The organism is Mesorhizobium sp. IMUNJ 23033 (assembly GCF_044778005.1).
Taxonomy (GTDB): Bacteria; Pseudomonadota; Alphaproteobacteria; order Rhizobiales; family Rhizobiaceae; genus Mesorhizobium; species Mesorhizobium amorphae_A.
Genome location: NZ_JBJACT010000015.1, coordinates 1 through 19729, shown reverse-complemented (window position 1 = coordinate 19729; position 19729 = coordinate 1). Strand labels below are relative to the sequence as shown.

At 64.2% G+C, this 19729-nt stretch carries 16 protein-coding genes; 7 read left to right on the top strand and 9 right to left on the bottom strand.

Annotation, left to right across the window (positions count from 1 at the left end; translation table 11 throughout):
• The first annotated feature begins 177 nt into the window (after positions 1–177).
• The 3 genes from ACFX5Q_RS17600 to ACFX5Q_RS17590 all read left to right on the top strand — a co-directional run bounded on the left by ACFX5Q_RS17600 (position 178) and on the right by ACFX5Q_RS17590 (position 3322).
• Complete coding sequence (locus ACFX5Q_RS17600; protein WP_192179184.1) at positions 178–1101, top strand: sulfite exporter TauE/SafE family protein; 924 nt, start codon at positions 178–180, stop codon at positions 1099–1101.
• Positions 1101–1892 (top strand): TIGR02186 family protein, encoded by a 792-nt coding sequence (locus tag ACFX5Q_RS17595; RefSeq protein WP_404280024.1) that lies wholly within the window; start codon positions 1101–1103, stop codon positions 1890–1892. The genes ACFX5Q_RS17600 and ACFX5Q_RS17595 overlap by 1 nt, the downstream gene beginning before the upstream one ends.
• 173 nt (positions 1893–2065) lie before the next feature.
• Positions 2066–3322, top strand: coding sequence for an Hsp70 family protein (locus tag ACFX5Q_RS17590; RefSeq protein WP_404280021.1), 1257 nt, complete (start codon positions 2066–2068; stop codon positions 3320–3322).
• Positions 3323–3327: 5 nt separating this feature from the next.
• On the opposite strand, the gene ACFX5Q_RS17585 is transcribed toward ACFX5Q_RS17590, so the two are convergent.
• Complete coding sequence (locus ACFX5Q_RS17585; RefSeq protein WP_404280256.1) at positions 3328–4224, bottom strand: LysR substrate-binding domain-containing protein; 897 nt, start codon at positions 4222–4224, stop codon at positions 3328–3330.
• 280 nt (positions 4225–4504) lie between these two features.
• Here ACFX5Q_RS17585 and ACFX5Q_RS17580 point away from each other — a divergent pair, with 280 nt between their 5' ends.
• From ACFX5Q_RS17580 to ACFX5Q_RS17570, 3 genes are read left to right on the top strand one after another with little or no spacing between them, the layout of a single operon-like run.
• Positions 4505–7435, top strand: coding sequence for a molybdopterin oxidoreductase family protein (locus tag ACFX5Q_RS17580; RefSeq protein ID WP_404280018.1), 2931 nt, complete (start codon positions 4505–4507; stop codon positions 7433–7435).
• Positions 7432–8166: a 4Fe-4S dicluster domain-containing protein gene (locus ACFX5Q_RS17575; RefSeq protein WP_404280016.1), complete on the top strand. Its 735-nt coding sequence runs from the start codon at positions 7432–7434 to the stop codon at positions 8164–8166. The genes ACFX5Q_RS17580 and ACFX5Q_RS17575 overlap by 4 nt, the downstream gene beginning before the upstream one ends.
• Before the next feature lie 4 nt (positions 8167–8170).
• Positions 8171–9106 carry a dimethyl sulfoxide reductase anchor subunit family protein gene (locus ACFX5Q_RS17570; protein ID WP_404280013.1) on the top strand — a complete coding sequence of 312 codons (936 nt, stop codon included), beginning with the start codon at positions 8171–8173 and terminating at the stop codon, positions 9104–9106.
• A gap of 3 nt (positions 9107–9109) precedes the next feature.
• On the opposite strand, the gene pdeM is transcribed toward ACFX5Q_RS17570, so the two are convergent.
• The 5 genes from pdeM to ACFX5Q_RS17545 form a co-directional block, all read right to left on the bottom strand.
• A complete protein-coding gene (pdeM, locus tag ACFX5Q_RS17565) occupies positions 9110–9826 on the bottom strand; it encodes a ligase-associated DNA damage response endonuclease PdeM (protein ID WP_404280010.1) in 717 nt (238 codons plus the stop codon).
• Positions 9827–9847: 21 nt separating this feature from the next.
• Entirely contained in the window at positions 9848–12367 is a 2520-nt protein-coding gene (locus ACFX5Q_RS17560) for a ligase-associated DNA damage response DEXH box helicase (RefSeq protein WP_404280007.1), read from the bottom strand.
• Positions 12368–12436: 69 nt separating this feature from the next.
• Positions 12437–13297 (bottom strand): NlpC/P60 family protein, encoded by an 861-nt coding sequence (locus tag ACFX5Q_RS17555; protein ID WP_404280005.1) that lies wholly within the window; start codon positions 13295–13297, stop codon positions 12437–12439.
• A gap of 46 nt (positions 13298–13343) precedes the next feature.
• Positions 13344–13694, bottom strand: coding sequence for a MarR family winged helix-turn-helix transcriptional regulator (locus ACFX5Q_RS17550; RefSeq protein WP_404280002.1), 351 nt, complete (start codon positions 13692–13694; stop codon positions 13344–13346).
• A 70-nt stretch (positions 13695–13764) separates the two neighbouring features.
• Positions 13765–15123 carry a leucyl aminopeptidase family protein gene (locus ACFX5Q_RS17545; protein ID WP_404280000.1) on the bottom strand — a complete coding sequence of 453 codons (1359 nt, stop codon included), beginning with the start codon at positions 15121–15123 and terminating at the stop codon, positions 13765–13767.
• 125 nt (positions 15124–15248) lie between these two features.
• Between ACFX5Q_RS17545 and ACFX5Q_RS17540 the strand changes: the two genes are divergently transcribed.
• A complete protein-coding gene (locus tag ACFX5Q_RS17540; protein WP_404279997.1) occupies positions 15249–16070 on the top strand; it encodes a tetratricopeptide repeat protein in 822 nt (273 codons plus the stop codon).
• 160 nt (positions 16071–16230) lie between these two features.
• On the opposite strand, the gene ACFX5Q_RS17535 is transcribed toward ACFX5Q_RS17540, so the two are convergent.
• The 3 genes from ACFX5Q_RS17535 to ACFX5Q_RS17525 form a co-directional block, all read right to left on the bottom strand.
• Complete coding sequence (locus ACFX5Q_RS17535; protein ID WP_404279995.1) at positions 16231–17247, bottom strand: type II secretion system F family protein; 1017 nt, start codon at positions 17245–17247, stop codon at positions 16231–16233.
• Between the two features lie 68 nt (positions 17248–17315).
• A complete protein-coding gene (locus ACFX5Q_RS17530) occupies positions 17316–18329 on the bottom strand; it encodes a type II secretion system F family protein (protein ID WP_404279992.1) in 1014 nt (337 codons plus the stop codon).
• A gap of 29 nt (positions 18330–18358) precedes the next feature.
• On the bottom strand, positions 18359–19729 hold a 1371-nt coding region (locus ACFX5Q_RS17525; protein ID WP_404279990.1), incomplete at its 5' end, for a CpaF family protein.

Here is a 19729-nt window from a genome sequence, read left to right as displayed (position 1 = left end):
CGCGACGCCCTTGCCACACATTTGCCTGTTAACTGATTGAGATGATTTTTTGTTTCGGCGGCGCGGCATGGGTTTCCACCCCGGCCGCGCCGTCGGCGCAAGAAAAAATTGGCTTTTCGGTGCGACACTGCCGCAACGGCTGCAATCGCCGACAGGCAAACTGATCGAGACTGACGGGTGGGCATCTATCTCCCGATCGCGGAAATTTCCGTCAACGTCTTCGTACTGCTGGCCATGGGGGCGGCGGTTGGCTTCCTGTCGGGCATGTTCGGGGTGGGTGGCGGCTTTCTCATCACCCCGCTGCTGATCTTCTACAACATCCCGCCGGCGATCGCGGTCGCCACCGGCGCCAACCAGGTCATCGCCTCCTCGTTTTCGGGCGCGCTGTCGCACATGAAGCGCGGCACGCTCGACTTTAAACTCGGCGGGGTGCTGCTCGCCGGCGGCATTGTCGGTTCAACCGGCGGCATCTTTGTCTTTGCGCTTTTGCGCCGGCTGGGGCAGCTCGACCTGTTCATCTCGCTGCTCTATGTCGTGCTGCTCGGCACGGTCGGCGGTCTGATGCTGGTCGAAAGCGTGAACGCGCTGCGCGCCACCCGCAGCGGTGCCGCTCCTGTGCTGAAGAAATCCGGCCAGCACAACTGGATCCACCGGCTGCCGCTGAAGATGCGCTTCAGGGCCTCGAAACTGTTCGTCAGTGTCATCCCGGTGCTAGGGCTTGGCGCCGGCATCGGCTTCCTGTCGTCGATCATGGGCGTCGGCGGCGGCTTCATCATGGTGCCGGCACTGATCTATCTGCTGAAGGTGCCGACCAATGTCGTCATCGGCACCTCGCTGTTCCAGATCATCTTCACCTCGGCCTACACGACGCTGGTCCACGCCACCACCAACCAGACTGTCGATGTCATGCTTGCCTTCCTGCTGATGGCGGGCGGCGTCGCCGGCGCGCAATATGGCGCCAAGGCCGGCCAGAAGCTGCGCGGCGAACAGTTGCGGGCGCTGCTGGCGATGCTGGTGCTGGCGGTCGCCATCCGGCTTGCCATCGATCTGTTCGTCACCCCGCCCAATCTTTATTCGCTGTCCGCCGCGGGCCTGAACTGATGGCGGGCCTGAAAGCGTTCGCAGCCGCTGCTTTCCTGTCGCTCGTCGCCGCCGCATTGCCTGCGGTAGCGCAGACGCCGCCGGCCGAAAGCATCCAGATCGGGCTGTCCACGGATGCCGTGTCGATCACCGCCGGATTTTCCGGCGCCGACCTCACCATCTTCGGTTCGCTGGAAAATGCCGATCCGCTCGTCGCGCGCCAAGGGCGCTACGACGTGATCGTCGTGCTCGAAGGCCCGCCACGGCCGGTGGTCGTGCGGCGCAAGGACAGGGTGCTTGGCGTCTGGATCAATCTGGAGTCGGAAACGTTCGAGAACGTGCCGGTCTCCTATTCGGTGGCAACCACGCGCCCGCTGCAGGATGTCACCGATCCGAACAGCTACAAGCAGCTCTCGCTCGGTGCCTCCAATCTCTACATGAAGCCAGCTGACGTGACCGACAGCCCGGCGACGATCGAGGAGTTCACCGCCGCGCTGAGGGACCGCAAGACCGCGACCGGCCTCTACAGCGAGAATGTCGGCGGCGTGCAGTTCCTGTCGCAGAACCTGTTTCGCGCCACCGTCAGGCTGGCGCCCAATGTCCCGGTCGGCACCCACAAGGCCCGCGCCTTCCTGTTCAAGAGCGGCATGTTCATCAAGGAGAGCTCGGCCCAGCTCGAAATCCGCAAATCCGGTTTCGAACAGTCGATCTTCCGCGTCGCGCACGACTATTCGTTCCTCTACGGCGTCTTCGCCGTATCGCTCGCCATGCTCACTGGCTGGCTTGGAAGGCTGATCTTCCGCAAAGACTAGATTTCCTCGCGAAAGCCTGTTCCCCTTTGCGGGCTCATGCGCTAGACCGCCGCCTCCCGGCGCAACAAGCGCACATCACAATCCGGTTCGGCAGAAAGGTCCGGTCACCCGGACATTGGCGCGGCTGACAAGGCTCCGTCCCGCTGCCCCAGAAAAAACGACAGGAAACTGCGATGCGACCAGCATTCGGCGGTATCGATTTCGGCACGTCCAATTCCACCGTCGGCGTGATCCGCAACGGGCAGCCACGCCTGGTGGCGCTGGAGGACGGCCAGGTGACGCTGCCAAGTGCTGTGTTCTTCAACTTCGACGACAACCACACCTATTTCGGGCGCCGGGCCATCGCCGACTATACCGACAGCATCGAAGGCCGCCTGATGCGTTCGCTGAAGAGCGTGCTCGGCAGCTCGCTGGTGCATGAGAAGACGCGCATCAAGGCGCGCTCGATCGGCTTCATGGAGATCGTCGGGCTGTTCGTCGGCCACTTGAAAAGGAGGCTGGAGGAAGATGCCAAGGCGCCCGTCGAAAACGTGGTGCTTGGGCGTCCGGTGCAGTTCGTCGACGACGACACGGAAGCCGATGCGAAGGCGCAAGGCGAGCTCGAGAACGCAGCGCGCATCCAGGGCTTCAAGCACATTGCCTTCCAGTTCGAGCCGATCGCCGCGGCGCTCGACTACGAACAGAAGGTCACGCGCGAGGAACTGGCGCTGATCGTCGACATGGGCGGCGGCACGTCGGACTTTTCGATCGTGCGCGTCTCGCCCGAGCGAGCCCGCTCGACCGATCGCAAGGACGACATCCTGGCCAACCGGGGCATCCATATCGGCGGCACCGATTTCGACCGGCTGCTCAGCATCGCCCATGTGATGCCGCAGCTCGGCTATCTGACGCCGACCAAGGACGGCAAGCGCAATTTGCCGGCCAGTTATTTCATCGACCTGGCGACATGGCAGCGCATCAACCTCGTCTACACCGCCAGGGCGATGACGCATCTGAGACAAATCCGCTTCGAGGCTGAACGCGCCGACCTCGTCGACCGCTTCATCCATATCGTCGAACATCGCTACGGACATGCGCTGGCAGGTTTGGTCGAGAAGGCCAAGATCGCACTGACGGACCAACCCTCGGCCGGCGTGCAGGTCCCGCTTCCCGACGCGCGCTTCGCCGCAGAAATCACGCGGGCAGGCCTCGAAGCGACGATCGGCGGCGATATCGACAGAGTGACCGCGACGGTCGGCCAGACCATCAGCGACGCTGGTGTAAAGGCTTCCGACATCACCGCCGTGTTCCTGACCGGCGGATCGACGGCAATCCCGCTGGCGAGGCGGCATATCCTGGAACTGGTGCCGCAGGCCTCCGTCATCGAAGGCGACATGTTCGGTTCGGTCGGGCTCGGCCTGGCGCTCGATGCCCAGCGGAAGTTCGGCTGATCCAGCTAGGCTGAAGCCATCGCCTTCTCGCTCAGATGCGCCTTCAATGCCATCTGAGCGAGGCTGGCCTGCCGGTCGCGGTGGGTGATGATGGCGAAGTCGCGCTTCGGCAGGGCGATCGGCACCGAGCGCAGGCTGCCTTCGGCAATCGCGCCGGCGACGACGAGTTCGGAAATGATGGTGGCGCCGGCGCCGGCCTCGACCGCCTGACGGATTGCCTCGTTGCTCGGCAGCACCAGGAATATCTGCAGTTCGGCGAGTGAAATCCCCTCGCGGCGCGCCAGATCCTCCAGCACCTCGCGCGTGCCGGAACCGCCCTCGCGGATGATCCAGCGCAGTTCCCTGATGTCGGGGCGGCCCGGCGCGATGTCGGCAATCTCCGGATGCGAGGTGGCGACGACAAGCTTCAGCCTGTCGATGTCGACCTTGGCGCGCCGCAAGATGTCGGATTCGGTGCGCCCCTCGACGAGGCCGAAATCCGCCGTGCCGTCCAAAACATGGGTCTCGACCTGCCTGGTGTTGCCGATGGTGACGCTCAGCCTGACGGCAGGGTACGCCTCATGGAAGGAAGCCAGCCGGCGCGGCAGCCAATAGCTGGCGATGGTCTGGCTGGCGGCGATCGAAAGCGAGCCGGTGACGGTCTGCGAGACATCCTCGAGCACGTTGCTTGCGGCGGCCGCTCGTTCGAGCACGGCCTTGGCCTCTGGCAGGAACCGGCGACCGGTCTGCGCCAGCTCGATGTTGCGGCCGACCCGGTTGAACAGCTGCACACCATGCTGCTGTTCAAGCGCGCGGATGGCGGCCGATGCCGCCGACTGGGAGATGCCCAAAAGCGCTGCCGCCTTGGTCATGTGGCCGCGCTCGGCGACGGCGACGAAGATACGCAACTGGTCCAGAGTCATGATCAACTAAGAAGCAAATTCGATCGGAATTACAAGAGCTGTTTGTTAGACAGATCAATCGCTTTGTTCTAAGTTTTTGCGGAAAGTTGGAAAAAATTGGCGGTACCGCCGCAAAGGTTGGGAAATTGATCGGGCGCTTCAAATCGCTGTTCGCGCACTGGACCCGCCGGGTAAGGCGGCAGTTCGCCGGCGAGCGCTACCACCCTGAACAGCACTACATGCGCGGCCCCGGACCGAAGACGAAAGCCAGGACGGCGAGCGGCAAAAGCGTTCGCGGATCATGAGCCACGGAGCGCCGCTCGGCGCCAATTCCGCACCGTCGCAACGGCCGCTGCCCGACACGCGCGCACCCGACGAAGGCGACGGAGTCGACACCTCGCCGAGCGTTTCCGACAGGATCGCCAAGACCACCTGCTACATGTGCGCCTGCCGCTGCGGCATCGACGTCCACATCAAGGACGGCAAGGTCCGTTACATCAACGGCAACAAGGACCATCCGGTCAATCGCGGCGTGATCTGCGGCAAGGGCAGTTCCGGCATCATGCAGCATTACAGCCCGGCGCGGCTGAAGAAGCCGCTGCTGCGCACCGGTCCGCGCGGCTCGGGAGAATTCCGCGAGATCGAGTGGGAGGAAGCCTTTTCGATTGCTACGGAGCGGCTTTCGGCGATCCGCCGGACCGATCCGAAGAGGCTTGCCTTCTTCACCGGTCGCGACCAGTCGCAGTCGCTGACCGGCTGGTGGGCGAGCCAGTTCGGCACGCCGAACTTCGCCGCCCATGGCGGCTTCTGCTCGGTCAACATGGCGGCCGGCGGGCTCTACACGATCGGCGGCTCATTCTGGGAGTTCGGCGAGCCCGACTGGGACAACACCAAGTACTTCATGCTGTTCGGCGTCGCCGAGGACCATGATTCCAACCCGATCAAGATCGGCCTGGGCAAGCTCAAGGCGCGCGGCGCCAAGGTGGTCTCGATCAATCCGTGCCGCACCGGCTACAATGCGATTGCCGACGACTGGATCGGCATCCGGCCCGGCACGGACGGCCTGTTCGTGTTCGCACTCATCCACGAGCTGCTCAAGGCCGGCCGCGTCGACCTCGATTATCTGCTGCGCTACACCAACGCGCATGTGCTTGTCGTGCAGGAGCCTGGCGCCGCCGATGACGGCCTGTTCGTGCGCGACGGCGCCGGCAATCCGCTGGCCTGGGACAGGGTGGCCAAGACGCCTGTCGGCGCAGCCGACCCAAATGCGAAGCCGGCGCTGACCGGCAGTTTCACCTTCGATGGCCGCCGCAGTGTGCCGGTTTTCCAGCTCGTTGCCGACCGCTACATGGATGTGAGCTATTCGCCCGATGCCGTCGCCGAACGCTGCGGCGTTGCTGCCGACACGATCCGCAAGATCGCCGCCGAGCTGGCGCATGTCGCCTTCGAACAGACGATCGAGTTGCCGGTGGCCTGGACCGACTGGGCCGGCCGTCGGCATGAGACGATCAAGGGCCGGCCGGTGTCGATGCATGCGATGCGTGGCATCTCGGCCCATTCGAACGGTTTTCACTCCTGCCGCGCCATTCATCTGTTGCAGGTGCTGCTCGGCACGGTGGACGTGCCGGGCGGCTTCCGCTTCAAGCCGCCCTATCCCCGCCCGGCGCCGCCGGGGCCGAAGCCGGCGGGCAGGAATGTGCAGCCGATGACGCCGCTGGAAGGCATGCCGCTCGGCTTCGTCTGCGGGCCGGACGATCTCTTGGTCGATGAGACCGGCACGCCCATCCGCATCGACAAGGCCTATTCCTGGGACGCGCCACTGGCCGCGCACGGCCTCATGCACACCGTCATCCGCAATGCCTGGGCGGGCGATCCTTACCGGATCGACACGCTGATGATGTACATGTCGAACATGGCCTGGAATTCCTCGATGAACACCGTCGAGACGATCGCCATGTTGACCGACGCAGACGAGGAGGGCCGCTACAAGATCCCCTTCATCATCTATTCCGACGCCTATTATTCCGAGACGGTGCCGTTCGCCGATCTGGTGCTGCCCGATACGACCTATCTCGAAAGACACGACTGCATCAGCCTGCTCGACAGGCCGATCAGCCACGCCGACGGGCCGGGCGATGCCATCCGTCATCCGGTGGTCGAGCCGGACCGCGACGTCAGGCCGTTCCAGTCGGTGCTGATCGAGCTCGGTGCGCGGCTCGGCCTGCCCGGCTTCATTAACGACGACGGCTCGGCCAAATACCGCGACTATGCCGACTACATCGTCAATCACGAGCGCACACCCGGCATCGGGCCGCTGGCCGGCTGGCGCGGCAGGGACGGGGCGGCGATCGGCAGCGGCGCGGTCAATCCGGACCAGTTGCAGCGCTACATCGAAAATGGCGGCTTCTGGCACCACGATTTTTCCGCCGACCAGCGCTACTACAAGATGGCCAACCGCTCCTATCTCGACTTCGCGGTTGAGATGGGCTTCATCCCGAAGGCCGAGCCAATCGTCTTCCAGCTCTATTCCGAGCCGATGCAGCGCTTCCGCCTCGCCGCGCGCGGCCATGGGCGGGTGCGGCCGCCGGAAGCCGAGCGGACCCGCATCGAGACCTATATGGACCCGCTGCCGTTCTGGTACGCGCCGTTCGAGGAAGCGGTTGTCGACCTGCAAAAATATCCGCTGCATGCGCTGACGCAGCGGCCGATGCACATGTACCATTCCTGGGGCTCACAGAATGCGTGGCTGAGGCAGATCACCAGCCAGAACCGGCTGTTCGTGCACCACCAGACCGCAGCCGGGCTTGGCCTTGCCGATGATGACTGGGCGTGGATCGAGAGCATCAATGGCCGGGTGAAGGGACAGATCAAGCTGGTCGACGGCGTCAACCCGGACACGGTGTGGACCTGGAACGCCATCGGCAAGCGCCGCGGCAGCTGGGGGCTGAAGGACGATGCCGCAGAGAGCAATCGCGGCTTCCTGCTCAACCACATCATCGGCGACCAGACATCCGTCGATGCGAACGGCAAGCGCTATTCGAATTCGGACCCTGTCACAGGACAGGCGGCATGGTTCGACCTGCGCGTCCGCATCGTCAAATGCACCGCGGAAGAAGCCGGCTTCACCGAACCGCAGTTCGAACGCTTCCGGCAGCCGCCGCGTTTCGAACCTGCACCCGACACACTCCGCTTCGGCGCCGAATTCCGCATGAACAGGGAAGCCGCCGAATGACCTGCCTTCCCGCGCACACCGACAAAAGGCTAGGCCTGGTCATCGACCTCGACACCTGCGTCGGCTGCCAGGCCTGCGTCACCGCCTGCAAGGAGTGGAACACGGGCGGCCACATGGCACCGCTGACCGACATCGACCCCTATGGCGGCAATGTCGATGGCGTCTGGTTCAACCGCGTGCACAGCTATGAGCACACGACCGAGATGGGCGGGCGGACGGTCAACTTCCCGCGCTCCTGCCTGCATTGCGAGACGCCCGCCTGCGTCACTGTCTGCCCGACGGGCGCGTCCTACAAACGGGCCTCGGACGGCATTGTGCTGATCGACGAGGACAAGTGCATCGGCTGCAAATTGTGCAGTTGGGCCTGCCCCTATGGGGCGCGTGAATTCGACACCGATGTCGGCGTCATGAAGAAATGCACGCTCTGCGTCGACCGCATCTACAACGACAATCTGGCCGAGGAAGACCGTGTGCCGGCCTGCGTCGCCGCCTGCCCGACCAGCGCGCGGCATTTCGGCGACCTCGGCGACCCCGCCTCGGCGGTTTCTCAGTTGGTGGCGGATCGCGGCGGCGTCGACCTGATGCCCGAGATGGGTTATCACCCGACCAACAAGTACCTGCCGCCGCGTGCCCACACCCAACGCGCCGCTTCGGTGGCCGCACCCGCGCTGGAGCCGGTGCGAGCCGAAGGCGGTTTCCTCGGCTGGGTCGACCGCATGCTTTCGAACTGACCCGATGCATCCAGCCTTTTCCGTCGTCTTCTTCACAACTGCCACAGGAGCAGGCTACGGCCTGCTGGCGCTGCTTGGTGTGCTCGGCGGATTGGGGTTAATCCCACCTGATTTCTGGCTCGGGTTCATCGGCATGGGGTTGGCGTTGGGTCTGATCGTCGCCGGCCTGCTGTCGTCGACCGGCCATCTCGGCCGGCCGGAAAGGGCATGGCGCGCCTTCTCGCAGTGGCGCAGCTCCTGGCTGTCGCGCGAGGGCGTGTCGTCGGTCCTGACCTTCATTCCGGCCAGCCTGTTCGGCATCGGCTGGGTGTTTTTCGGCCGCACTGGTGCCTGGGTCACCTTGGCCGGATTGCTGGCGGCCGTCGGCGCGATCGTCACTGTCTGCACCACAGGCATGATCTATGCCTCGCTGAAGCCGATCGCCCAGTGGCATAGCCGCTTCACTCTGCCTGGCTATCTGATCTTCTCTGCGATGACCGGCAGCCTGCTGTTGAACGCACTGCTGCAAGGCTTCGGCATCGACTCGAACACCCTTCTGGCAACTTGCTTGCTGCTGATCGTTCTCGGGTGGGGGTGGAAGCTGGCGACCTGGCGCTACAATGACCGGCTGGAAATCCCAACCACCGCCAACACCGCGACCGGACTTGCCGGCGGCACGGTGCGGTCGCTCGAATGGCCGCACACCGAGGAAAACTATCTGCTCAAGGAAATGGGTTTTCGCATCGCGCGCAAGCACGGCGCAAAGCTGCGGCTGATCGCGCAGATTTTGGCCTTCGCCTTGCCCGTCTTGCTGTTGCTCGCGGCGATCTTTCTGCCTTGGCCGTTGGCGGCGATCGCATCGGTACTCGCAGCCTTCGCCCAGTTCGCAGGCATGCTGGTCGAGCGCTGGCTGTTCTTCGCCGAGGCCAAGCACACGGTCACTTTGTACTATGGCAGATAGGTTTTACCCTGGCCTAAGCATCGACCCGGAAATGGCAAAAATGCGTTCGGCGCCGAGCATGTAGGCCATCAGCGTCTCGCGGCGGAACAGGCCGGCATAGGCGCGGTCGAGCACGTTGAGCGAGCCGGTATAGGCACCGAAGGCCGGCATGATCATGCGGCCGCCATCCGCGGCAAAGCAGCGCCGGCGCACCGAGCGGCCGCGCTGGACGATGCGGGCGCATGGGTGCAGATGTCCCGCGATCTCGCCCTCCACCCTTAATTTTGACGGCTCATGCCGGAACAGCAGCGAGCCGATGGCCAGTTCCCGCACGGTGTCGCCGGGCAGGTCGGCGGGCGCTTCCGGATCATGGTTGCCGGCGACCCAGAACCAGTCGCGGCCAGCCATCAGCGCCTCCAAGCGCTCGCGGAAGCTTTGATGCATGCGCTCGGCGCCGCCGCCGTCGTGGAAACTGTCGCCGAGGCTGATGACGATCGCCGGCTGATAGTCGGCGATCACCGCCTGCAGCCGGAGCAAGGTGGCGCCTGTGTCGTAAGGCGGGATCAGCGCGCCGCGCCGGGCAAAGGACGAGCCTTTTTCGAGATGCAGGTCGGACACCGCCAGCAGCCGAAGCTTGGGGAAATAGAGCACGCCGCGCGGATCGCAGACAGCACGCTCACCGGCGATGCCGACCAGATCGGCCTCTGCCATCAGCGACGTGCGCGCCGGCGAGAAATTCATGCCCTCGTCACTCTCAGTTTGTCACCTTCGGCCCATGGCCTCCTCGACCAGATCGGCGGCTTCCGTCAGCAGCGTCTCGTTGGCGCCGCCATTGACCGATTCCTTGCCGATCTCGAGCATCACCGGTATCGCCAGCGGCGAGATCTGGTCGAGATGCTTATGCACGATTCGGCCGCGCACACGCGAGAGCATCTCGGCAAGTCTGCTGACATCAAGCAGGCCGGCGGAGGCGTCGGTGCGCGTCGCCTGCAGCAGAATATGGTCCGGCTCGTGGCTGCGCAGCACGTCGTAGATCAGGTCGGCTGACACGGTCACCTGCCGGCCGCTCTTCTCCTGCCCAGGATAGCGCTTCTCGATCAGCCCGGCGATGACCGCGCAGGTGCGGAAGGTGCGCTTCAGCATCCAGCTGTCGTTCAGCCAAGCCTCGAGATCGTCGCCCAGCATGTCCTCGTCGAACAGCGCCGCCAGCGACGGTTTCTTCGTCTTGAACAGTGCCGCCATGTCGTCCAGCGCCCAGACGGCCAGCGAATAGTCGGTGGCGACGAAGCCGAGTGGCCGGGCGCCTGCCCGCTCCAGCCGTCGCGTCAAGAGCATGCCGAGCGTTTGATGCGCCAGCCGGCCCTCGAACGGATAGGCGACCATGTAGTGCCGGTTGCCGCGTGGAAAGGTTTCGACCAGAAGGTCGCCGCGCTTCGGCAGCACCGACTTTTCCTTCTGCAGCCGCAGCCAATCGGCGACCTGTTCCGGCAGTGCCTGCCAGCGGTTGCTGTCGGCCAGTATGCCACGCACCTGTTCGGCGAGATAGGTCGACAGCGGAAACTTGCCGCCGGCATAGCTTGGCACGATGATGTTGGCGCCGGCGCCGCTGGAGACGACGCATTCGTTCTCGCGGATTCCTTCGAAGCGCAGCACCTTGCCGGCGAATAGGAAATTATCGCCAGGGCGCAGCGTCTCGGCGAAATACTCCTCGATCTTGCCGAGCACCGGCCCGCCGCGGCCAGCCATGCCGCGCCCCTGCCTGACATAGCGGACATTGAGCTCCGGCATCTCGACGATGGTGCCGACGTTCAGCCGGTATTGCTGGGCGACGCGCGGATGCGAGACGCGCCACAGCCCGTCGACCGTCTTGCGGATGCGGGCGTAGCGCTCGTAGTTCTTCAGCGCATAGCCGCCGGTGGCGACGAAGTCGACGACGCGGTCAAAAGTCTCGCGCTCCAGGGCCGCATAGGGTGCCGCGCTACGCACCTCCTCGAACAGACGATCGGCATCGAAGGGCGCACCGCAAGCGACACCCAGCACATGCTGCGACAGCACGTCGAGCGCGCCCTTGATCAGTGGCGGTGTGTCCTGCGCGCCGAGATAATTGGCGTCAAGCGCTGCCCGGCATTCCAGCACTTCGAAGCGATTGGCCGGAATGAGGATCGCCTTCGACGGTTCGTCCATGCGGTGGTTGGCGCGGCCGATGCGCTGCGCCAGCCGGCTGGCGCCCTTCGGGGCACCGACATGGACGACCAGATCGACATCGCCCCAGTCGATGCCGAGATCGAGCGTCGAAGTGGCGACGATGGCGCGCAGTGCATTCTCACCCATCGCCTTTTCGACGCGCCGGCGCTGGCCGACATCGAGCGAGCCGTGGTGGAGCGCGATCGGCAGCGAATCCTCGTTCGCCCGCCAGAGTTCCTGGAACAGCAGTTCGGCCTGGCTGCGGGTGTTGACGAACAAAAGCGTCGTGCGGTGCTTTTTGATCGCCTCGTAGATCTCGGGGATGGCGTAGCGGGCCGAATGGCCTGACCACGGCACACGTTCTTGTGAATCGAGAATGGAGATGTCGGGCTTGGCACCGCCGACGATGGCGATCAGCCCAGCCATCGCGCCGGGTGGGTTCTGCGCGACCAGCCAGCGCCGCAACTCGTCGGGCTCGGCGACGGTGGCTGACAGACCTATGGTCTGCAGCTTGGGCACATAGTTGCGCAGCCGTGCCAGACCGAGCGCCAGCAGGTGCCCGCGCTTCGAGATCACCAACGAGTGCAGCTCGTCGAGCACCACGTAGCGCAGATCCTCGAAGAAGCGCCTGGCGTCGGGTGCCGCGATCAGCAGCGCCAGTTGTTCGGGCGTCGTCAGCAGGATGTCGGGCGGCACCAGCTTCTGCCGCTGGCGCTTGTGCGAGGGCGTGTCGCCGGTGCGGGTCTCTATGGTGACGGGCAGGCCGATCTCTTCCACCGGCTTGCCGAGATTGCGCTCGATGTCGACGGCCAAAGCCTTCAGCGGCGAGATGTAGAGCGTGTGGATGCCGCGATGCGCCTGGCCCGGTTTTCGCCTGGGACGATCGGCGAGTTCCGTCAGGGACGGCATGAAGCCGGCCAGCGTCTTGCCGGCGCCGGTCGGAGCGATCAGCAGCACGGACTGCCCGGCCCGGGCCCGCGCCAACAATTCGATCTGATGGGCACGCGGCGCCCAGCCTTTTTGCGCGAACCATCTGATGAACGGTTCGGGCAGGACGACGGCGGCATTCCGGTCAGCGAGGCGAGGCTGTTCTGTCACGCGCCAGAGGTAGCGCGACCGCGCGAGAACGCCAAGCAGAATCGGAACAAAAGGTGATCGACGGTCCTGCTACGGCCTTCGAAACCCCGTCGGGCCGCCATAGAGATAGCCGATGCGGGCGATGGCGTCCTTCAGCCCTTCGCGCGACACCAGCATGGTGTGGCCATTGGCGTGGATCATGGTGTCGGCGTCGGTCATGACGGCGACGTGGCCCTTCCAGAAGACGAGGTCGCCACGACGCAGCTCGTTGAAATCCGGGCCGGGTTCGAGCGGCTCGCCGATGGTCGCCGCCTGCATGTCGGAATCGCGGAGCACGTCCTGGCCTGCCATGCGCATCGCCAGTTGCACGAGGCCGGAACAGTCGATGCCGAAGCCCGAGGCACCGCCCCAGAGATAGGGTGTACCGAGAAAGGTCTCCGCGACCGATACATAGTCGGCAGACTTATCCGCGATCGGCCTGAGATGGCCTGCAATGACCGCCTGACCGGAGGGCAGCAGTCCATAGTGCGTGCCGCGGGTTTCCGCGGCACCCGTCACCGTCACCGCCGACCCCATCGACAACTGCCCGCTGATCGGAAAGCGAAGGTCGGGACCGGGATAGAGGAAGGTGCGCGGCACCGAGACAGTATGGGTCGGCGGATGGTCCCTCGCTCCCAGCACGGTGTCGGTGACATAGCCGACATAGCCGTCGCGCTCAGCCTGGATCCAGGCCCAGCCTTCCTTCTCCTCGAAGACGAGGATATCTTCGCCGAACAGGGCCTGGGTGTTGACCCCGGCATCCCAGCTCGGCGCCTTGCGGATATCGGCCACGGAAACCGAAATCCGCGCCGGCTGGCCGGCGACGAAGCGGTCGGCGGAAACTTCGCCTTTCAATCGCGCATCGGCGAGATCGCTGCGAAAAGCGTGAAGGCGGGCATCCCTGGCGGTCAAATCGGCAACTCGTCTTAATCGGTAAGGTGGGCAAATCGACAATTGGTCAGATGGGCAGTTCGTGGGCCCTGGCAACGATACCATCGCCGAAGCGCTCGACAAAGAGCGCGCCCTCGACCGTACGCCTGATCAGGACGTTGCGCTTGTCGAGTTCGTCGCGATGGCGCGACACCAGTTTCAGCGCGCCCATCGTATCGAGCGCGCGGGTGATGACCGGCTTGGTGACGTTGAGCCTTGCGGCCAGCCCGCGCACCGTGTGCGGCGGCGGATCGAGATAGATGGTGAACAGGATCGCCGTCTGGCGCATGGTGAGATCGGGTGCGCCGTCGCGCACCTGCGACAGCATCACTTGCTGCCACAATCGCATGGCCTGGCTTGGGCGCATCAAGATCGACATCCGCCCAGCATGACGCCAAATTGTTTCGGTTCCGTTTCAGTTTCGGAGTTTTGCCGGCTGCTCTGGATGGTCAGCCGTAACGTGTCGAGATGATCCGCTCCAGCGCGCGAATGCCTTGCGCCTCGCCGCCGGCGACGCCGTGCGGGCGATCGGACGGGTTCCAGGCGAAGATGTCGAAATGCGCCCAGCTGTGAGTCTTCTCGACGAAGCGCTTGAGGAACAGAGCAGCGGTAATCGAGCCGGCAAAGCCATCCGCGGTGACATTGTTGATGTCGGCGATCTTGGACGACAGTTTTGCGTCGTAGGGCCGCCACAGCGGCATGCGCCACAGCGGGTCCTCGACCACGACGGAAGCTGCTGCGAGATCGTCGGCCAGCGCCTCGTCGCCGGTGTAGAAGGGCGGCAGGTCGGGGCCAAGCGCGACGCGGGCCGCTCCGGTCAGCGTCGCCATGTCGACCAGCAGTTGGGGTTCGTCGTCGTCGGCCAGCGCCAAGGCATCGGCCAGCACCAGCCGCCCCTCGGCGTCGGTGTTACCGATCTCGACGGTGATGCCCTTGCGGCTCGTCAGCACGTCGCCTGGCCGGAACGCATTTCCCGCAATCGAATTCTCGACCGCGGGGACGAGCACGCGCAGCCGCACGTACAAGCCAGCGGCCATGATCATCGAAGCGAGGCCCAGCACATTGGCGGCGCCGCCCATGTCCTTCTTCATCAGCAGCATGCCCGACGACGGCTTGATGTCGAGACCACCCGTATCGAAGCAAACGCCCTTGCCGACCAGCGTTACCTTCGGCGCCCCCTCCGGTCCCCATCTCATGTCGATCAGGCGGGGCGCATCGGATGATGCGCGACCGACCGCATGGATCATGGGGAAGTTCTCCGCAAGCAGGTCGTCGCCCCTCGTCACCGACACCTCGGCCTGATGCTCAGCGGCCAGCATCCGAACAGCCACCTCCAAATGGTCGGGGCCCATGTCGCTGGTCGGCGTATTGACCAGATCGCGCGTCAGGAAAACGCCGTCGACGATGCGGCCGACACGCGCCGCATCGGCGCCGGATGGCAGGGTAAAGCGCAGCGCCTTGCCTGGCTTCTTGCCGTAACGCGTAAAGACATAGCCGCCGAGCGCCAGCGCAATGGCCGCGAGTTCGGGCTCCGCGGGGTCGGAGGCAAAATGCCAGTCGCCTTCCGGCAAGGCTCGCGCCAAGGCACCGACGGCAAGCATGCCCTCGCCGTCGCCGATGCCGAACAGCGCGCCGGCAAGCGCGCCGCTCTCGCCGGGAACGACAAGCGTCCTGCCGGCTTCACCGGAGAAGCCGTTGGCCTTGGCCCAGGCGATCGACGATGGCGCGAGACCGGCTGCTTCCAGATCGCCCTTTGCCACCAGATGAACCGGCAAGGCGGCCTGCAGTTCGACAAGTTCGACAGGCATTCGATGATCTCCGGCCGGTCGCATCGCGAGTCGGCGTTTCTTAACTGTCCGTTAGGGTTAACAGAATATTTCTGCGGGAGGGAAGACGGCCAGGCAATGGCCGCGTGAATGGAGACCGGGTGCCAATGCCGATCAAAGTGTCGAACATCACAGGCAAGCGTCTGATCACCACGGCATTCTTGGCGGCGTTGGCGGCGAGCGTAGCGGGTTGCGGCACCACCAGCAAGTTCACGACCGGCTCGATTTCCCGCTCCAGCAGCAAACCACTGGAGACCATGGCCGCCGGCGAACTGCACAACGCGACGATAGCGCTAGGCGAATCCTACGCCAAGAATCCCAACGACAAACGCATCGCCACGAACTATGCGGCGGCACTGCAGATGGACGGCGATGCCGACCAGTCGCTCGCCGTCATGCGCAAGCTAGCGATTGCCTACCCCAAGGACCGCGACGTGCTTGCCGCCTATGGCAAGGCGCTGGCCGCCAACGGGCAGTTCGAGCCGGCGCTCGATGCGGTGCGCCGCGCGCAGACACCGGAATATCCGGACTGGCGGCTGGTTTCTGCGGAAGCGGCCATTCTCGACCAGTTGGGGCAGAAGGACGAAGCGCGCCAGGATTACCGCAAGGCGCTCGACCTCAAGCCGAACGAACCATCGATCCTGTCCAATCTCGGCATGTCCTACGTGCTGGAAGGCGATCTGCGCACGGCAGAAACCTATATGCGCTCGGCCGCCGAGCAGCCCAACGCCGACAGCCGGGTCCGGCAGAACCTGGCTTTGGTCGTCGGCCTGCAGGGCCGCTTCGACGAGGCCGAGAAGATCGCCTCGCAGGAGCTCTCGCCCGAGCAGGCACAGGCCAATGTGGCCTATCTGCGCCAGATGCTTGCGCAGCAGAACGCCTGGAGCCAGCTCAAGGACCAGGACAAGGACAAGCCCGCCACCAACTGAAGGGACGGCTGGAGCAATTCCTGGAAAAGTGCTTAGCGGTTTTCCGTTCGGAATTGCGCTGATCCGCGCTAGCGCATCCATCCTGCAATCCCGCCAAAGACAAAAGCCGCGCGGCATAGCCAGCGCGGCTTTTCGTGTATGCGTGAGCCGGATCTCGGTGCTACTCGCTGCTCGACTTCTGCTGATCGCCGAAGATGCCGCGCTGGCTGACCTGGATGCCGGCCGGGCCGAGGATGATGGCGAACAGTACCGGCAGGAAGAACAGGATCATCGGCACGGTGAGCTTGGGCGGCAGCGCGGCGGCCTTCTTCTCGGCAGCGTTCATGCGCATGTCACGACTTTCACTGGCCAGCACGCGTAGCGCATGGGCGACCGGCGTGCCGTAGCGCTCCGCCTGGACCAGCGCCTGCGTCACCGACTTGACTGATTCCAGGCCGGTGCGGCTGGCGAGGTTCTCATAGGCCACCTTGCGCTCCTGCAGGTAGGAGAGCTCGGCGTTGGTCAGGACGAATTCTTCCGCCAATGCCACCGATTGCGCGCCGATCTCGTCGGCGACCTTGCGAAGGGCGGCCTCAACGGACATGCCGGACTCGACGCAGATCAGCATCAGGTCGAGTGCGTCCGGCCATGCCATCTGGATCGACTGCTTGCGTTTGGCGGCGCGGTTGTTGACGTAAAGTATCGGCGCATAGAAGCCGCCATAGGCGACGACGACGCAGACGAACAGCTTGATGAAAGTCGGCTGCAGGGGCAGTCCGCCGAGCATGAAAACGTATAAGGCCGCCAGCGCGAAACCGACGAAGGGCAGGACAAGGCGGAAGAACAGAAAGCGCGTCAGCGGGTTCTGGCCGCGAAAACCCGCCACCTTGAGCTTCTGCAATGTGCTCTCATCGGCCAGCGCGCGCTTCAGATCCAGCCGATCGACGATGTTGCGCATGCCGATCGACTGTTCCTCGCGCAGGCCCTTGCGGCGGCGATCGGCTTCGTTGGCAAGCCGCGTGCGCTGTTTGGCGCGCAATTCGTCACGCTCGAGCGCCACCGATTTCATGCGCGACTTGAGCTGGTTGCCGCCAAGGGCAGGCAAGACCGTGAAGACGGTCGCAAACACCGCGATGCCGACCAGGAGCGCGATCAGGAAAGCGGGGTCGGTAAGGGATTTGACGACCTGGTCTGTCATTGGTTTCTATCTTTTTGTTCGAGCATGATCTTCTCCGAAAACCGGGACCCACTCCTCGGGATCATGCTCTAGACATCGAAGTTCATCATCTTGCGCATCACCATGATGCCGATCGACATCCAGACCAGTGAGCAGCCGATGATCAGGTGGCCGGTGCTGGTGGTGAAGAGCGGCATGATGTAGTTCGGGCTCGACAGGTAGACGAGAAAGGCTACGACGAAAGGCAGGGCGCCGATGATGACCGCGGAGGCCTTGGCCTCCATCGAAAGCGCCTGCACCTTGGCCTTCATCTTCTTGCGGTCGCGCAGCACGCGCGAAAGATTGCCAAGCGCTTCGGAAAGATTGCCGCCGGCCTGCGACTGTATCTGGATCACGATGCCGAAGAAGCCCGCCTCAGGGCAAGGCATGGTTTCGGCCATGCGGATCGCCGCATCGGGGATCGACATGCCCATCTGCTGTGAATCGATGATACGGCGAAACTCGGTCTTTACCGGTTCCGGAGATTCGTTGGCGATCAGGCGGATTGAGTCATTCAGCGGCAGGCCCGACTTGACCGCCCGCACGATGATGTCGAGGGCGTTCGGAAACTCGGCGAGAAATGCCTTGACGCGTCGGCCGCGGCGAAACAGGACGAACCAGCGCGGCAGACCAAGGGCGCCGGCCAGCAACGCACCCGGAAGGATCAGCAAAGGCGCACCGGCCATATAGGCGAGAGCCGTGAGAACGATGCCGCAGACGGCCGAGTAGATGTAGAAGCGCTCAATGGAAACCGTCATGCCGGCTTGACGGATCAACGCCTTCAGCGGCGGCTTCTTGACGTTGCGATCGTTGGATTTCTGCTTTTCGTCGAGCTGCTTCAGCGAATCCTGGACGGATTTTCGCCGCTTGGTTGCTTCGGCGACACGATCACGCGAGGCCTTGACGACGGAACGATCGGTTTCGGCCGTCTTGATGGTCTCGAGCCGCTTGCCGACCTGCTTCTCGTTGCTTATCCGGGTGAACAGGAAAGCGTAGGCGACCGCGCCGGCGCTGAAGCCGGCCAGCACGACAAACACCAGTACCGTGGTGTCAATTCCGAACATCGACCAGGACCCCTACGCCTCCAGATGCGTCAGTCAGCGCGTTTCTCCATGGCCTCGAGCGCCGTGGCGAGGCGCTGTTCCTCGCCATAGTAGCGGGCGCGATCCCAAAAATGCGGCCGGCCGATGCCGGTCGACACGTGCTCGCCCAGCAGCCTGCCGTTCGAGTCCTCGCCCTTGATGTTGTAGAGGACGAGGTCCTGCGTGATGATGACGTCACCTTCCATGCCGATCACCTCGGTGATGTGGGTGATGCGGCGCGATCCGTCGCGCAGGCGGGCCGCCTGTATGATCACGTCGATGGAGCCGACGACGATCTCGCGCACGGTCTTCTGCGGCAGCGAGTAGCCGCCCATGGCGATCATCGATTCGATACGGTTCAGGCATTCGCGCGGGCTGTTAGAGTGGATGGTTCCCATCGAGCCGTCGTGACCGGTGTTCATCGCCTGCAGCAGGTCGAAGACCTCCGGTCCGCGCACTTCGCCGACGATGATCCGCTCCGGCCGCATGCGCAGGCAATTCTTGACCAGATCGCGCATGGTCACCTCGCCCTCACCCTCGAGATTGGGCGGGCGGGTTTCGAGGCGAACAACATGCGGCTGCTGCAGCTGCAACTCGGCCGAATCTTCGCAGGTGATGACGCGTTCCTCGCGGTCGATGTAGTTGGTCAGGCAATTGAGCAGCGTCGTCTTGCCCGAGCCGGTGCCGCCCGAGATGACGATATTGCAGCGGACCCGGCCGATGATCTTGAGAACATCGGCGCCTTGCGGCGAGATCGCGCCGAACTTGACCAGCTGGTCGAGCGTCAGCTTGTCCTTCTTGAACTTGCGGATGGTGAGCGCGGTCCCGTCGATGGAGAGCGGCGGCGCGATGACGTTGACGCGGGAACCGTCGGGCAGGCGGGCGTCGCAGATCGGGCTGGACTCGTCGACACGGCGGCCAACCTGGCTGACGATGCGCTGGCAGATGTTGAGCAGCTGCTGGTTGTCGCGGAAACGAATGCCGGTCTGTTCGACCTTGCCGTTGACTTCGATATAGACGTTCTTGGAGCCGTTGACCATGATGTCGGCGATGTCGTCGCGGGCGAGCAAGGGTTCCAGCGGGCCGTAGCCGAGCACGTCGTTGCAGATGTCCTCGAGCAGTTCCTCCTGCTCGGCGATCGACATCGCGAAATTCTTGATCGCAATGATGTCGTTGACGATGTCGCGGATTTCCTCGCGCGCACTTTCGGGATCGAGCTTGGCAAGCTGCGACAGGTCGATCGTGTCGATGAGCGCGGAAAAGACCTGGCTCTTGGTGTCGTAGTAGCTTTCGCTGCGCTCGCGCTGGACCTTCTTCGGCGGCGGCGGCGCGAGCGGCGGCGGCTCGACCGGGCGTCGGGCGGGTGGGGCAACGGCGGCACC

Bases quoted from the DNA above. Each gene is read 5' to 3' on its own strand.
- ACFX5Q_RS17595 (WP_404280024.1), top strand. From the start codon at position 1,101: ATGGCGGGCCTGAAAGCGTTCGCAGCCGCTGCTTTCCTGTCGCTCGTC.
- ACFX5Q_RS17590 (WP_404280021.1), top strand. From the start codon at position 2,066: ATGCGACCAGCATTCGGCGGTATCGATTTCGGCACGTCCAATTCCACC.
- ACFX5Q_RS17585 (WP_404280256.1), bottom strand. From the start codon at position 4,224: ATGACTCTGGACCAGTTGCGTATCTTCGTCGCCGTCGCCGAGCGCGGC.
- ACFX5Q_RS17580 (WP_404280018.1), top strand. From the start codon at position 4,505: ATGAGCCACGGAGCGCCGCTCGGCGCCAATTCCGCACCGTCGCAACGG.
- ACFX5Q_RS17575 (WP_404280016.1), top strand. From the start codon at position 7,432: ATGACCTGCCTTCCCGCGCACACCGACAAAAGGCTAGGCCTGGTCATC.
- ACFX5Q_RS17570 (WP_404280013.1), top strand. From the start codon at position 8,171: ATGCATCCAGCCTTTTCCGTCGTCTTCTTCACAACTGCCACAGGAGCA.
- pdeM (WP_404280010.1), bottom strand. From the start codon at position 9,826: ATGAATTTCTCGCCGGCGCGCACGTCGCTGATGGCAGAGGCCGATCTG.
- ACFX5Q_RS17550 (WP_404280002.1), bottom strand. From the start codon at position 13,694: ATGTCGATCTTGATGCGCCCAAGCCAGGCCATGCGATTGTGGCAGCAA.
- ACFX5Q_RS17545 (WP_404280000.1), bottom strand. From the start codon at position 15,123: ATGCCTGTCGAACTTGTCGAACTGCAGGCCGCCTTGCCGGTTCATCTG.
- ACFX5Q_RS17540 (WP_404279997.1), top strand. From the start codon at position 15,249: ATGCCGATCAAAGTGTCGAACATCACAGGCAAGCGTCTGATCACCACG.
- ACFX5Q_RS17535 (WP_404279995.1), bottom strand. From the start codon at position 17,247: ATGACAGACCAGGTCGTCAAATCCCTTACCGACCCCGCTTTCCTGATC.
- ACFX5Q_RS17530 (WP_404279992.1), bottom strand. From the start codon at position 18,329: ATGTTCGGAATTGACACCACGGTACTGGTGTTTGTCGTGCTGGCCGGC.